At 62.8% G+C, this 13,868-nt stretch carries 10 protein-coding genes; all 10 read left to right on the top strand.

The window, feature by feature from the left end; all coding sequences use genetic code 11:
• The first annotated feature begins 12 nt into the window (after nucleotides 1–12).
• Complete coding sequence (tssH, locus tag KJF94_RS25965; RefSeq protein ID WP_214379846.1) at nucleotides 13–2,661, top strand: type VI secretion system ATPase TssH; 2,649 nt, start codon at nucleotides 13–15, stop codon at nucleotides 2,659–2,661.
• 10 nt (nucleotides 2,662–2,671) lie between these two features.
• A complete protein-coding gene (locus KJF94_RS25960) occupies nucleotides 2,672–4,189 on the top strand; it encodes a sigma-54 interaction domain-containing protein (RefSeq protein ID WP_214379844.1) in 1,518 nt (505 codons plus the stop codon).
• 306 nt (nucleotides 4,190–4,495) lie between these two features.
• On the top strand, nucleotides 4,496–4,636 hold the full coding sequence (locus KJF94_RS25955; RefSeq protein ID WP_008030659.1) for a hypothetical protein: 141 nt from the start codon (nucleotides 4,496–4,498) through the stop codon (nucleotides 4,634–4,636).
• Nucleotides 4,637–4,653: 17 nt separating this feature from the next.
• The gene (tagH, locus tag KJF94_RS25950) at nucleotides 4,654–5,850 is read left to right on the top strand and encodes a type VI secretion system-associated FHA domain protein TagH (RefSeq protein WP_214379842.1); all 1,197 of its coding nucleotides are present in this window, start codon (nucleotides 4,654–4,656) and stop codon (nucleotides 5,848–5,850) included.
• 5 nt (nucleotides 5,851–5,855) lie between these two features.
• Nucleotides 5,856–6,356, top strand: a complete 501-nt coding sequence (gene tssJ / locus KJF94_RS25945) for a type VI secretion system lipoprotein TssJ (RefSeq protein WP_084317740.1) — start codon at nucleotides 5,856–5,858, stop codon at nucleotides 6,354–6,356.
• Nucleotides 6,357–6,358: 2 nt separating this feature from the next.
• Nucleotides 6,359–7,690, top strand: coding sequence for a type VI secretion system baseplate subunit TssK (gene tssK / locus KJF94_RS25940; RefSeq protein WP_008030656.1), 1,332 nt, complete (start codon nucleotides 6,359–6,361; stop codon nucleotides 7,688–7,690).
• Between the two features lie 5 nt (nucleotides 7,691–7,695).
• A complete protein-coding gene (icmH, locus tag KJF94_RS25935; RefSeq protein ID WP_017341530.1) occupies nucleotides 7,696–8,571 on the top strand; it encodes a type IVB secretion system protein IcmH/DotU in 876 nt (291 codons plus the stop codon).
• Nucleotides 8,572–8,584: 13 nt separating this feature from the next.
• Nucleotides 8,585–12,124: a type VI secretion system membrane subunit TssM gene (gene tssM / locus KJF94_RS25930; protein WP_214379840.1), complete on the top strand. Its 3,540-nt coding sequence runs from the start codon at nucleotides 8,585–8,587 to the stop codon at nucleotides 12,122–12,124.
• Nucleotides 12,124–12,852, top strand: a complete 729-nt coding sequence (locus KJF94_RS25925) for a PP2C family protein-serine/threonine phosphatase (protein ID WP_214379838.1) — start codon at nucleotides 12,124–12,126, stop codon at nucleotides 12,850–12,852. The genes tssM and KJF94_RS25925 overlap by 1 nt, the downstream gene beginning before the upstream one ends.
• The gene (locus KJF94_RS25920; RefSeq protein ID WP_214379836.1) at nucleotides 12,849–13,865 is read left to right on the top strand and encodes a serine/threonine-protein kinase; all 1,017 of its coding nucleotides are present in this window, start codon (nucleotides 12,849–12,851) and stop codon (nucleotides 13,863–13,865) included. Before KJF94_RS25925 ends, KJF94_RS25920 begins: the two co-directional genes overlap by 4 nt.
• The last annotated feature ends 3 nt before the right edge of the window (nucleotides 13,866–13,868 follow it).

Here is a 13,868-nt window from a genome sequence, read left to right as displayed (position 1 = left end):
GACAGATGACCAATGATCAACGTAGACCTGCAACAACTTATCCAGGCGCTGGACGCCGAAACCCGCCGTGATCTGGAAAGTTCTGCCGAACGCTGCGTCGCCCGTGGCGGCAGCAAGATCCTCGTCGAAGACTTGCTGCTGGGCCTGCTGGAGCGCCCGCAAGGCCTGCTCGCACGCGCGCTGCAAGACGCCGAAGTGGATGCCGGCGAGCTGAGCGCCGCGTTGCAATCGCGGGTCGAGCACAGCGCCTCGCGCAATCCGGTGTTTGCCCCGGAACTGGTGCAGTGGCTGCAGGATGCGTTGCTGGTGGCCAACCTTGAACTGGGCCAGAGCCAGGTCGAGCAAGCCGCGTTGATCCTCGCGCTGCTGCGCAACCCGATGCGCTACGCGGGCAGCCGCTATCAGTCGTTGCTGGCCAAGCTGAACATCGAGCGCCTGAAAGAATTTGCCTTGTCGCAGAAAGAGCAACCGGCCACCGGCAAACCGGCCGTGCCGGGGGAGTCGCTGCTGGAGCGCTTCACCCACAACCTGACGCAACAGGCCCGCGACGGCAAACTCGACCCAGTGCTGTGCCGCGACGGCGCGATCCGGCAGATGGTCGACATCCTCGCCCGTCGCCGCAAGAACAATCCGATTGTGGTCGGTGAAGCCGGCGTCGGTAAAACCGCGATCGTCGAAGGCCTGGCGTCGCGCATTGCGGCTGGTGAAGTGCCGCAAGTGTTGAAAGGCGTGGAGCTGCTGTCGCTGGACATGGGCCTGTTGCAGGCCGGCGCCAGCGTCAAAGGTGAGTTCGAACGTCGCCTCAAAGGCGTGATCGACGAAGTCAAAGCGTCGCCGAAACCGATCATCCTGTTCATCGACGAAGCTCACACGCTGATCGGCGCGGGTGGCAACGCCGGCGGTTCCGATGCGGCCAACCTGCTCAAACCAGCCTTGGCCCGTGGCGAGTTGCGCACCATCGCCGCTACCACCTGGGCGGAGTACAAGAAGTACTTCGAAAAAGACCCGGCGCTGGCCCGTCGTTTCCAACCGGTGCAACTGCACGAACCGACCGTCAGCGAAGCGGTGACGATCCTCCGTGGCCTGGCTCAGGTTTACGAGAAGAGCCACGGCATCTACCTGCGCGATGACGCAGTGGTGGCGGCGGCCGAATTGTCCGCCCGTTACCTCGCGGGTCGTCAGTTGCCGGACAAAGCCGTCGACGTGCTCGACACTGCGTGCGCCCGCGTACGCATCAGCCTCGCCGCCGCGCCGGAAAGCCTTGAGCGCCTGCGTGGCGAACTAGCTGAAGGGGGCCGTCAGCGCCAGGCGTTGCGTCGTGATGCTGAAGCTGGTTTGCTGATCGATCACGAAGCGCTGGACGCTCTGGAAGATCGTCTGGCCGCTGCCGAAGATGAAATGGTCGCCCTCGAAACGCTGTGGACCGAGCAGAAAGAACTGGCCGAGCGCTTGCTGGATCTGCGTCAGCTACTGGCCAAGGCCCGCGAAGCGGCAGCCGTAGAGCCAATCGTTACGGTTGAAGAAGACGCCGAAGGCACCGTGATCGAAACGCTGGCGGTGGACGAAGCGCAAAGCGTCGAGACCCTGGAAGCCGCGCTCAACGAAACTCACAAAGCCCTGACCGAGCTGCAGGTCAAAGAACGCCTGGTGAGCTTCGAAGTCTGCCCGCGCCTGGTCGCCGAAGTGATCAGCGCCTGGACCGGCGTGCCATTGGCGCAACTGGCCCGCGAACACAACGCCAAGGTCGCCAGTTTCGCCACCGACCTGCGCACTCGCATCCGTGGTCAGGAACAAGCCGTTCACGCACTGGACCGCTCGATGCGCGCCACCGCTGCCGGCCTGAATAAACCGGATGCACCGGTCGGCGTGTTCCTGCTGGTCGGCCCGAGCGGCGTCGGCAAGACCGAAACCGCGCTGGCCCTCGCAGACTTGCTGTACGGCGGCGATCGTTTCATCACCACCATCAACATGTCCGAGTTCCAGGAGAAGCACACCGTCTCGCGCCTGATCGGTGCGCCGCCGGGTTACGTCGGTTACGGCGAGGGCGGCATGCTCACCGAAGCCGTGCGTCAAAAGCCGTACTCGGTCGTGCTGCTCGATGAAGTCGAGAAGGCCGACCCGGATGTGCTCAATCTGTTCTACCAAATCTTCGACAAAGGCGTGGCCAACGACGGCGAAGGACGCGAGATCGACTTCCGCAACACGCTGATCCTGATGACCTCGAACCTGGGCAGCGACCGCATCAGCGAACTCTGCGAAAACGGCGCGCGGCCGACTGCTGAAGTGCTCGAAGAAACCATTCGCCCGGTGCTGAGCAAACACTTCAAGCCGGCGCTGCTGGCGCGCATGCGTGTGGTGCCTTACTACCCGGTTGGCGGTCCGGTGCTGCGCGAGCTGATCGAAATCAAACTCGGTCGTCTGGGCGAGCGCCTGAACCGTCGTCAGCTGGATTTCAGCTACTCGCAAGACCTCGTCGATCACCTGGCCGAACGCTGCACCCAAAGCGACAGCGGTGCGCGTCTGATCGACCACTTGCTTGACCTGCACGTGCTGCCGCTGGTGGCTGACCGCTTGCTCGATGCGATGGCCACCGGGGAAAGCCTCAAGCGTGTCCACGCGACGCTCGACGGCGGTGCCAGCGTGACCTGCGAGTTCGCCTGAGGTGGGTGTGATGTTCACTCAAGTGCCGCAGCCGCTGGTGTATGCCGAAGCCTTGCTGGCGCAGTTCGCCAGCCTGTCGCGCGCGGCGGACGGCGCTGCGCTGCTGGGTGACTTCGTGCGCGGTGTGGCGGAGCTCAGCGGGTGCGAGTTGACGCAGCTGTATCTGCTGGACGCGACCCACACCTGTCTGGGGATGAACGCCGAGTGCCTCAACGGCATTCTGCAACCGCGTGAATCGGCGAGCCTGCCGGCGGATTACAACGGTGAGCAACTGCTGCAATTCGCCCTGTGCCAGAACCGTGTGGTGAGCCTCGGCGAACTGAGCGGCAGCCTGCACGAAACCAGTTTCCTGCCACCGCAGGCCACGCCCTGGCAGTCGCTGCTGTGCGTGCCGCTGGTCAATCAGCAGAAGGCTGTCGAAGGCTTGTTGCTGTGCGCCAGTCGCCGACACATCGACCTGCAAGGTTTCGCCGATTCCCTCGGTCAACTGGGTTCGTTTGTACTTGGCCAACTGCATTTGCTGCACCGTCTGCGCCAGCCGGCCGGTGATGCACGGCCGATGAAGGTCAGCGTCCCGAGTGCCAGTGGTTACGGCCTGATCGGCAAGAGCAAGGCGATGCGCGAAACCTATTCGCTGATCAGCAAAGTCCTGCACAGCCCTTACACCGTGCTGCTGCGCGGCGAAACCGGCACCGGCAAGGAAGTGGTCGCCCGCGCCATTCACGACTGTGGCCCGCGCCGGTCCCAGGCCTTCATCGTGCAGAACTGCGCGGCGTTCCCCGAGAACCTGCTGGAAAGCGAGCTGTTCGGCTACCGCAAAGGCGCGTTCACCGGTGCTGATCGCGATCGCGCCGGGCTGTTCGACGCGGCCAATGGCGGCACCTTGTTGCTCGATGAAATCGGCGACATGCCGTTGTCGCTGCAAGCCAAGTTATTGCGCGTGTTGCAGGAAGGCGAGATCCGCCCGCTGGGTTCCAACGACACCCACAAGATCGATGTACGCATCATCGCCGCGACGCACCGGGATTTGTCGGTGCTGGTGAGTGAAGGCAAATTCCGCGAGGACTTGTATTACCGCCTCGCGCAATTCCCGATCGAGTTGCCGGCCCTGCGTCAGCGCGAAGGCGACATCCTCGATCTGGCCCGGCATTTCGCCGACAAGGCGTGCTCGTTTTTGCAGCGCGACGCGGTGCGTTGGTCCGATGCGGCGCTGGATCACCTGTCCGGTTATGCCTTCCCCGGCAACGTGCGCGAACTCAAAGGCCTGGTCGAGCGTGCGGTGTTGCTGTGCGAGGGCGGCGAGTTGCTGGCCGAGCATTTCTCCCTGCGCATGGAAGCCATGCCGGAAGACAACAGCCTGAACCTGCGCGAACGCCTGGAGCAGGTCGAACGCAGCCTGCTGCTCGACTGCCTGCGCAAAAACGACGGCAACCAGACCCTCGCCGCCCGCGAACTCGGCCTGCCACGCCGCACGCTGCTGTACCGCCTCGGGCGCCTGAATATCAATTTGGGTGATTTCGATGGCTGATCTCGATTTCTGCCACCCAATCACCTTGGTTGGAATACCCCCTGTGGCCAGCGAATTCCCTGTGGCGAGGGAGCTTGCTCCCGCTGGGCTGCGCAGCAGCCCAAAAACCATGCGCCGCGGTGCATCAGTCAAACCGCATCTGCTGATTCACGACTGCTTCGCAGCCGAGCGGGAGCAAGCTCCCTCGCCACAGAGGATCTGCTCTCAACCCTGGATTAGAGCCATCCAATCAACCTCATTCGCTTCTGACAGCGCCGCCCAACCAGGCCGGCGCTTTGTGCTTTGTCTACCCCTGGAGACCCTCTGATGTCTGTTCGTCACTGGCAAGCCGTCCTGCTGACCCTCGTCGTTCTATGCGGCCTCGGCGGCTGCAGCGGCAATTACAAATTCAACGACAACACCTATCGCCCATTGGGTGATCCGCAGGCGGTCAATCGCGGCAAGTGACCGCAAGGAGTATCACCATGGAACTGGTTTTCGAAATGCTCAACACCAAGCAGTTCGTGCCAACGGAGCTGTGCCAGAAGACCTTCAAGCAGGCCGGTGGCGTGATTGGCCGGGGCGAGGATTGCGACTGGATCATCCCCGACCGCAAACGTCATCTGTCCAATCACCATGTGGACATCAGCTTTCGCGAAGGCACGTTCTTCCTGACCGACACCAGCAGCAACGGTGTCCAGGATGGCGAAAGCGGCGCACGCCTGCGCAAGGGCGAACCGATGCGCATCGAGCATGGCAGCACCTACGTGCTGGGTGATTTCGAGATCCGCGCGCGGCTGGTGCGCGACCCGGCGACTTTCGACGTGGAAGTCGGTCGCCCGCAAGCCGCAGGCAGCATCATTCCGGACGACGCGTTCCTCGACCTCGATCCGCTGAACGCCCTTGATCAGCAAGAGCGCGTGTACTCGGAAATCGACGAACTGATCTCCCCGAGCACCACTATCGAGGACACCCGTCAGCGCGCCGACTATGCGCGCATTGACATGGAAAGCCTGATGGTGCCGGAGCTGATCGACGCCCCGGCCGAACCTGCGCCAGCCCCGGTGCCGAAAGCGCGTGAGCGTCAAAGCGAAGGTTTCTGGGAGCACTTCGGTGCCGCCTTGGGCGTGGACCTCAAAGGCCTCGACCACGACGCCCGCGAAGCCCTGGCGCTGAACGCTGCACGCCTGCTCAAGCAAAGCGTCGGCGGTTTGCAGCAGAGCCTGCGCACCCGCAGCGAACTGAAAAACGAACTGCGTCTGGCCCAGACCACCGTGCAAGGCACCCACAAAAACCCGCTGAAGTTCGCCGTCGATGCCGGTGAAGCGCTGGGCATTCTGTTGCAGCCGAACAAGCCGGGCCAGTTGCCGGCGGAGCAGTCGATCTCTCGAGCCTTCCGCGACTTGCAGGCGCATCAGGTGGCGCTGTTGACCGCCAGCCGCGCCGCCGTTCGCGGCACGCTGGAGCACTTCTCGCCACAGCAATTGACCCTGCGTTTCGAACGCGACAACAAGCCGCTGCTGGCCACGTCCGGCAGCCGCTGGAGAGCCTACGGTCGTTATCACCAGGCCCTGCGTCAGGACGATGACTGGAGCGAGCGCCTGCTGGCCCGCGACTTCGCTCAGGCGTACGAAGAACAGATCCGCCTGATTTCCACCCTTCACACCGACCACCAAGGATGATGCGCATGTCTCGCTGCTCGACCGCTTTTTTCAAGACGCTGACGGCGCTCATGGCCGTGGTGCTGCTGGCCGGCTGTTCGTCGCTGTCGCCGTATTCCAAAGTGACCAAAGTCAACCTGAAGCTCACCGGCAGCGATCAGCTGAACCCGGACCTCAACGGGCGTCCGTCGCCGATCGTCGTGCGTCTGTTCGAGCTCAAGCACCCGGTGACCTTCGAGAACGCCGACTTCTTCAGCCTGTACGAGCGCGCCAAGGAATCCCTGGCCCCGGACCTGGTGGCCAGCGAAGAACTCGAACTGCGCCCGGGTGAAACCATCGAACTCAAGCTCAGCGTGGAAGAGGGTAGCCGTTACGTCGGGATCCTCGCGGCCTATCGCGACCTGCCGGAAACCAAATGGCGCTACACGGTGCAAGTCACGCCGGTGGAAGTCACCGAGGCTGATTTGACCCTTGATCAGGCCGGTATTCGCAACAGCAACGAAACGCTCGCCAAGGCGGATGACTGATCATGAATTCCCATAAAGTCATTTGGCAGGAAGGCATGCTGCTGCGTCCGCAGCACTTCCAGCACAACGATCGTTACTACGATCACCAGATGAAGACCCGCACCCAGTTGCTGGGCAGTTACACCTGGGGTTTCCTGAATCTCGACATCGATTTGCAGTTCCTCAACATGGGCAAACTGGTGATCAGCCAGGCCTCGGGGATTCTGCCGGACGGCAGCCTGTTCGAACTCGGCGGCAACACCGAGCCGCTGGCGCTGGACGTGCCGCCAAACACCGGCAACACGCCGATTTATCTGGCGCTGCCACTGGTGACCGGTAACCACATCGAGTCCCGCCGCCCGGAGCAATCCGACGTGCTGGCGCGTTATACCGCGTACGAAGCCGAAGTGGCCGACTCCAACGCCGGCGACGATTCCGCTAGCCAGGTCAGCTGTGGTCGTCCGGACTTCAAATTGTTGCTCGGCGAGCAGCAGAGCGATCAGGCCTACGTGAAGCTGAAGATCTGCGACGTGCTCGATACCACGCCCGACGGCGTGATCAGCCTCGATCCGGATTTCGTGCCGACCTACATTCAGGCGCATTCCTCCAGCTACCTGCTGTCGTGCCTGAAAGAAGTGATCAGCATGCTCGGTCACCGGGGCGACACCATCGCCGAGCGCATTCGCTCCAACGGCAAGGTTGGCGGCGCGGAAGTCGGCGACTTCATGATGCTGCAACTGATCAACCGCACCGAACTGTTGCTGCGTCACTACCTCGGCCTGGAGCAGGTTCACCCGGAAGAGTTGTACCGCACGCTGCTGACCATGCTCGGCGATCTGGCGACCTTCTCCAGCGACAGCAAACGCCCGCGCCTGGACAGCCGTTACCAGCACAGCGATCAGGGCGCGAGCTTCCGCAAACTGATGGAAGCGATTCGTCAGGTGCTGTCGATGGTGCTCGAACAGCACGCCATCGAACTGGTCCTGCAAGCGCGTCAGTACGGGATCATCGTGTCGCCGTTGCACGACCACAAACTGCTGGGCTCGGCGTCGTTCGTGCTCGCGGCCAGTGCCAACTGCGACTCCGAAGAACTGCGCCACCGCTTGCCGGCGCACCTCAAGGTCGGCCCGGTGGAGCGCATCCGCCAACTGGTCAACCTGCATCTGCCAGGCATCAAGGTCAAACCGTTGCCGGTGGCCCCGCGGCAGATCGCGTTCCACTCCAACAAAACCTATTTCATCCTCGAACTCAGTTCCGAAGACCTGGCGCAACTCGAGCGCTCCGGCGGCTTCGCGTTCCACGTGTCCGGCGAATTTGCCGAGCTTGAACTGAAATTCTGGGCCATCAGGAACTGACCGACATGATCAAGGACATGGAACACCATCAGGACGATAAAACCGTCTTGCTCGACCGCCAGGGCCACGGCCCGGCGCAAAGTCCGCTGACTGACTTCGCTGCACCGCCGCGTTTCGAACAGCTCGAAGAACGAATGATCTACGCCGCGCGCCTGCGTCCGGCGGAGTCGTTCAACATCAGCCTCAATTCGCTGGTGGCCGCCGGTTCCGACCTGTTGTCGGAAGTGGTGCGCCTCAAGCACAGCGACACCCGCGAAGACATGTACGCGCTCAACGAGCGCCTGACCGCCGGGCTGAAACTGTTTGAAGTGCGCGCACTGCACAACGGCGCCGAAAGCAGCCAGGTGATGGCCGCCCGTTACGTGCTCTGCACCGTGGTCGACGAAGCCGTCGTGACCACGCCGTGGGGCAACGAAAGCGAGTGGTCGCAGATGAGTCTGCTCAGCAGCTTCCACAACGAAACCTTCGGTGGCGAGAAGTTCTTCCAGTTGCTGGATCGCCTGTCGAAAAACCCGGTCAAGCACCTGCCGATGCTGGAGCTGATGTACCTGTGCCTGTCCCTCGGTTTCGAAGGCAAGTACCGCGTGCAGGCGCGCGGCATGCTCGAACTCGAAGGCATCCGCGACGCCTTGTATCGCCAGATTCGTCAGCTGCGCGGCGACGTGCCGCGCGAGCTGTCGCCGCATTGGGAAGGCTTGAACGATCAGCGCCGCAGCCTGGTGCGCATCGTGCCGGCGTGGATGGTGGTGTTGTTCACCGTGGTCTGCCTGGTGGTGATGTATTCGGGTTTCGCCTGGGTTTTGGGCGAGCAACGCGACACCGTTCTGCAACCTTATCAGCCGCTGGATTCCGCCGCGGTCCAGCCGCAGTCGCAGCCGTAAACAGGGACGTGTGATGAAAAAGTTTTTCAAGAAAGTCGGCGCGTTCGTGCGCCAGACCTGGGTCTGGACCTTGCTGCTGGTGCTGTTCGTCGCGCTGCTGGTGTGGTTCGTCGGGCCGCTGCTGGCGGTCAATGACTACAAGTTCTGGGAAGGTTCGACCTCCCGCCTGCTGACCATCAGTGTGCTGTTCCTGATCTGGGGCCTGACCATGGTCTTCGTCAGCTGGCGCGCCGGTGTGCGTAAAAAGGCCGTCGAAGACACTGAAGACGGTCAGGACCGTATCCGCCGTGAAGAGCAGATCGACGAAGAGCAGAAAGAGTTGAAGGAGCGTTTCAAGGACGCTCTGAAAACCCTGAAAACGTCGAGCCTGTATCGCGGCCGCAGCGAACGCTGGCGCAGTGATTTGCCGTGGTACTTGCTGATCGGCCCGCAGGGCAGCGGCAAGACCAGCCTGCTGGACTTCTCGGGCCTTGAGTTTCCGATCAACAAGATCGACCGCAAACTGACCCGCGACACCCTCGGCACCCGTCATTGCGACTGGTATTTCGCCGATCATGGTGTGCTGATCGACACCGCCGGGCGCTACCTGACCCAGCCGGATGCCGAAGTCGACGGCAGTGCCTGGAGCACCTTGCTCGACCTGCTGCGCAAGCGTCGCCGCAATCGTCCGTTGAACGGTGTGCTGGTGACCATTCCGGTGGAAATGCTGCTGGGCGATACCGAGCAGGATCTGGACACCTTGGCTCGCCAGGTGCGTGCGCGCCTGCAAGACGTGCATCAGAAACTGCACGTTGATGTGCCGATTTATCTGGTGCTGAGCAAGGCTGACCAGTTGCTCGGTTTCGACGAGTTCTTCGATCAGCTGACCCGCGAAGAAAGCGATCAGGTGCTCGGCACCAGCTTCCGCAAAGAGCAGAGCGGCACCGACGTCACCGTCCTGCGCGCCGAGTTCGAGGAGCTGCTGCGTCGCCTGAACAGCCAGGTGATCATGCGCATGCATCAGGAGCGCGACACCCAGCGCCGTGGCCGCATCCTCGATTTCCCGCATCAACTGGGGCAGATCGGCGAGCGGCTGTGCCTGTTCGTCGACATGGCGTTCACCGGCAACCGTTACCAGCGTGTCAGTCAGTTGCGCGGTTTCTACCTGACCAGCGCACCGCACCTGACCCAAGAGATGGACCAGACCACTGCCAGCATCGGCGCCAATCTGGGCATCAGTTCCGGCGTGTTGCCAACCCTGCGCAGTGGCCGCTCGCGGTTCATTCATCACTTGCTCAGCCGGGTGATCTTCCCCGAGGCCGATCTGGCCGGCCTGGACAAGCGCGAACGCAGCCGCATTCATTGGGGGCAGCGTGCGTTGTACGTCGGTGCATTGGCGGCGTTGGGTCTGTTCGGTCTGCTGTGGGCGGGCGGTTTCTCGGCAAACTACGAGCGCCTGGAAAACCTGCGCAACCTGGCGCAAACCTGGACGCAACAACGCTCGGCGCTGACCGCGCGTGATGATTCCATGGCGGTACTGAAGCCCCTCGACACCAGCTACGCGGCGACTCAGGTTTTCCCGAAAAAGGGTGACGTGTCGTACCACGAGCGCGGCGGCCTGTATCAGGGTGAAGACGTCAATCCGGTGGTCAAGGCAGCTTACGAACGCGAGCTCGAAACGCAGCTGCTGCCGAAGGTCGCGACCCTGCTGGAAGGGCAGATCCGCGCCAACATGAAGGACCGCGAACGCCTGCTCAACAGCCTGCGTGCGTACCTGATGCTGAACATGGAAGACCGTCGCGACGGCCCATGGCTCAAGGATTGGGTCGCCACCGAATGGTCCCAGCGTTACGCCGGCAACACCGCGGTGCAGAATGGTCTGAACACCCACTTCGAGCGCTTGCTGAAGCAGCCGTTTATCTACCCGCTGAACGATCAACTGGTGGCGCAGGCGCGTCAGGTCTTGCGCAGCGAGTCGCTGGCCAACGTGGTTTACCGGATGCTGCGCGAGCAGGCCCGCAACCTGCCGGAATACCGTTTGAGCCAACACCTGGGCCCACAGGGTGCGCTGTTTGTCGGCACCGAATACGTGATTCCGGGGTTCTACACCCAACAGGGTTATCAGCAGTATTTCTCGGTTCAGGGCTCCGCACTGGTCACCGACATCCTGCGTGACAACTGGGTGCTGGGCGAAGGCTCGGGCATCAGCGGCATGGACTTGCGTCGCCTGATGGTCGAACTGGAGCAACTGTACTTCCGCGACTACGCCAACTTCTGGAGCGAAGCCGTGGGCCAGGTTGCACTGCCCGCGATCAGCGATTTCAGTGAGGGCGCCGAGCAACTGGCGGGCCTGACCTCGGCCAACTCGCCGGTGCTGCAACTGCTGGTGGAAGTGCGCGACAACACCCGTTTCCCGGCGGAAGCCGAGGCCGTCGATCAAGCGACTGATGCCGCTGCCGCACTGGGCGAGCAGAAAGGCAAGTTGGGCAAGCTGGGCAAACTGGCGTCTGCCGCCGCGGACAAAGCCTCGGACATGGCCGCGACCAAAAACCTGCCGGACACCGCGAAGAAATCCCTGCAACGCCGCTTCGAACCGCTGCACCGTTTGCTGGATGACAACAACGGCCCGGCTGCTGATTTGACCCCGGCACTGAACGCGCTCAACGACCTGCAAATGCAACTGGCGAGCCTCGCGCGTGCCAGTGCGCCAGAGCAGGCTGCGTTCGAAATGGCCAAGACCCGCATGAGCGGCCAGCGTGATGCGCTGAGCAACCTGCGCAATGCGTCGAACCGTCTGCCGCGTCCGGTCAGCGTGTGGTTCAACGTGCTGGCCGAAGACACCTGGCGTCTGGTGCTCAACGATTCCTACCAGTACCTGAACCAGCGTTATCAGAGCGAGCTGTACAGCTTCTACGGCAAGGCGATCAACAAGCGTTACCCGTTCAGCGCCCACAGCACCAGCGACGTGGCGATCAGCGACTTCCGCGAGTTCTTCAAGGCGCAGGGCATCGCCGATCGTTTCTTCGATACCTACATGCGTCCTTTCGTGAGTGGAGATCCGGGTAACTACCGTCTGCGCAGCATCGACGGTCACAGCATGCCGATCTCCAAGCTCTACCTCGATCAGATGGCCGCGGCACAAGTGATTCGCCAAAGCTTCTTCTCGATCAACCCGGCCGAGCCGCAAGTGCAGTTCAAACTGGAGCCGTACACCCTCGACCCGGCGGTCAGCCGTTCCGAGTTCAAGTTCGGCGACAAGACCATCGAATACCGCCACGGCCCGATCGTGCCGGTGTCGTTCAAATGGCCGACCGATGCTGAAGACGGTCGCACCAGCCTGGTCCTCGACAAAATGGCCGGCCGCCCGATCGGCATCGAGAAGAACACCGGCCCGTGGTCGCTGTTCCGCCTGTTCGACCTGATGCAGACCGAGTACCTGAGCGGTCGTGATGTGCTGGTATTGAAAGCCGATGTGGGTGGCCTGCGCGCCAACTACTTGCTGTCGAGCCAGCGCACGCCGAACCCGTTCGACATGGGCGTGCTGCGTACCTTCCGTATGCCGGTGCAGCTCTGATGCTGGTTGCCAGTCCCTGGCGCAGCGCTGCGCGTACCGATGCCGGCAAGGTTCGGGCGCGCAACGAAGATGCTTTTCTCGACTGCCCACAGCAGGGGTTGTGGGTGGTCGCGGACGGCATGGGCGGTCATCAGGGTGGCGACGTTGCCAGCCAGTTGATCGTCGCCAGCCTGGCGGAATTGCCGGTGCAGGATGACTTCGACGAACGACTCAAAGGCATTCGCCAGTGTCTGCACTGGCTCAACCGCCGCTTGGGCCAGGAGTTGACCGTCACCGCCGGGCGCCACGACAGCATCATGGGCAGCACCGTGGTGGCGCTGCTGGTGGACGGCAATCGCGCGGCCTGCATCTGGGCCGGCGACAGCCGTTGCTACCTGTGGCGCGGCCAGCGTTTGTATCAGCTGTCCAAGGACCATTCGCTGCAACAGCAACTCATCGACGAGCAACAAATGAGCCTCGAAGACGCCCGTGCGCATCCTTCCGCCCACGCCTTGACCCGTGCGGTCGGGGCGGCCGAGCAGTTGACGCTGGACGTGCTCGAACTCGAGGTCTACCCCGGGGATGCGTTTCTGTTGTGCAGCGATGGTTTGTACAACGGGCTGAGCACTGATGCCTTGGGCAATGCCCTGAGCCTGACCGCGCCGCATGTCGCGCTGGAGCGCTTGTTCGACGGCGCGCTACGTGGCTCGGCCCGGGACAACCTGACTGCCGTGGTGATCCGCCAATGAATCAACCCATGCCGCCGCTCGACGACCTGCTGGTGAGCGAAGAGCAAGACAGTAACCTGACTTACTTTGCGTTCGCCCCGTCTCTGAACGGAAAGCCGCACAAGGCAGAACCCGCGCTGGCGCCGACCAAGGCCAGCGTCGGTGAGATGCCGGACGTTCTTGCAGGCCGTTACCGCATCGAACGCCTGCTCGGTGCCGGCGGCATGGGCGCGGTCTACCGCGCACGGGACTTGCTGAGCGAACAGTTCGGCGATCCCGACCCTTACATCGCGCTGAAAATCCTCAGCGAAGAATTTGCCGAATCGCCGGACGCCAGCGCCTTGCTCTACAGCGAGTTCGCACTGACCCGACGACTGCGCCACAACAACGTGTTGCGACCGCACACCTTTGAAGTGGACACCGATTGCCAGCGCGCCTTCATCACCATGGAACTCATGCGTGGGCTGACCCTGGACAAACTGCTCTGCGAGCGGCCACTTGGCCTGCCGTGGAAAGAACTGCGCGACATCGCGCTGCCGCTGCTCGACGCGCTGGCCTACGCCCACGCTCGCGGCGTGCTGCACGGCGACATGAAGCCGAGCAACGTGATGCTCAGCGAAGAGGGCGTGCGCCTGTTCGACTTCGGCCTCGGCCAAGCGGAAGAGGGCGTCCTGCCCGGCCTGCCACACCTGAGCCGCGACCGCTTCAACGCCTGGACCCCGGGCTACGCAGCACCGGAAGTGCTCGAAGGCCAGCCGCTGTCAGCCAGCGCCGACGTCTATGGCGTGGCCTGCGTGCTCTACGAACTGGCGGGCGGCAAACACCCGTTCCGCCGCTTGCCTTCGACCGAGGCCCGCGACGCGCACCTCGACCGCGAACTGCACGCACCCCGGAATCTACCGAAACACTGCTGGCCAGCCCTGCGAACGGCGCTGGCATTCGACGCGGCCGATCGAACGATCACTGCCGCCCAATTGCGTGACGCCATGGGCGCCACTTCGTCTTTGCTGCAACGTCTGCGACTTCGGGCGTAACGG

The organism is Pseudomonas hormoni, from assembly GCF_018502625.1.
GTDB classification, from domain to species: domain Bacteria; phylum Pseudomonadota; class Gammaproteobacteria; order Pseudomonadales; family Pseudomonadaceae; genus Aquipseudomonas; species Aquipseudomonas hormoni.
The sequence above is the reverse complement of the archived record's forward strand: the minus strand, read 5'-3'. Positions and strand labels throughout refer to the sequence as shown.

What these genes read in the sequence shown, in the direction of transcription:
- tssH (WP_214379846.1), top strand. Translation starts at nt 13, where the DNA reads ATGATCAACGTAGACCTGCAACAACTTATCCAGGCGCTGGACGCCGAA.
- tagH (WP_214379842.1), top strand. Translation starts at nt 4,654, where the DNA reads ATGGAACTGGTTTTCGAAATGCTCAACACCAAGCAGTTCGTGCCAACG.
- KJF94_RS25925 (WP_214379838.1), top strand. Translation starts at nt 12,124, where the DNA reads ATGCTGGTTGCCAGTCCCTGGCGCAGCGCTGCGCGTACCGATGCCGGC.
- tssJ (WP_084317740.1), top strand. Translation starts at nt 5,856, where the DNA reads ATGTCTCGCTGCTCGACCGCTTTTTTCAAGACGCTGACGGCGCTCATG.
- KJF94_RS25920 (WP_214379836.1), top strand. Translation starts at nt 12,849, where the DNA reads ATGAATCAACCCATGCCGCCGCTCGACGACCTGCTGGTGAGCGAAGAG.
- KJF94_RS25960 (WP_214379844.1), top strand. Translation starts at nt 2,672, where the DNA reads ATGTTCACTCAAGTGCCGCAGCCGCTGGTGTATGCCGAAGCCTTGCTG.
- KJF94_RS25955 (WP_008030659.1), top strand. Translation starts at nt 4,496, where the DNA reads ATGTCTGTTCGTCACTGGCAAGCCGTCCTGCTGACCCTCGTCGTTCTA.
- tssK (WP_008030656.1), top strand. Translation starts at nt 6,359, where the DNA reads ATGAATTCCCATAAAGTCATTTGGCAGGAAGGCATGCTGCTGCGTCCG.
- icmH (WP_017341530.1), top strand. Translation starts at nt 7,696, where the DNA reads ATGATCAAGGACATGGAACACCATCAGGACGATAAAACCGTCTTGCTC.
- tssM (WP_214379840.1), top strand. Translation starts at nt 8,585, where the DNA reads ATGAAAAAGTTTTTCAAGAAAGTCGGCGCGTTCGTGCGCCAGACCTGG.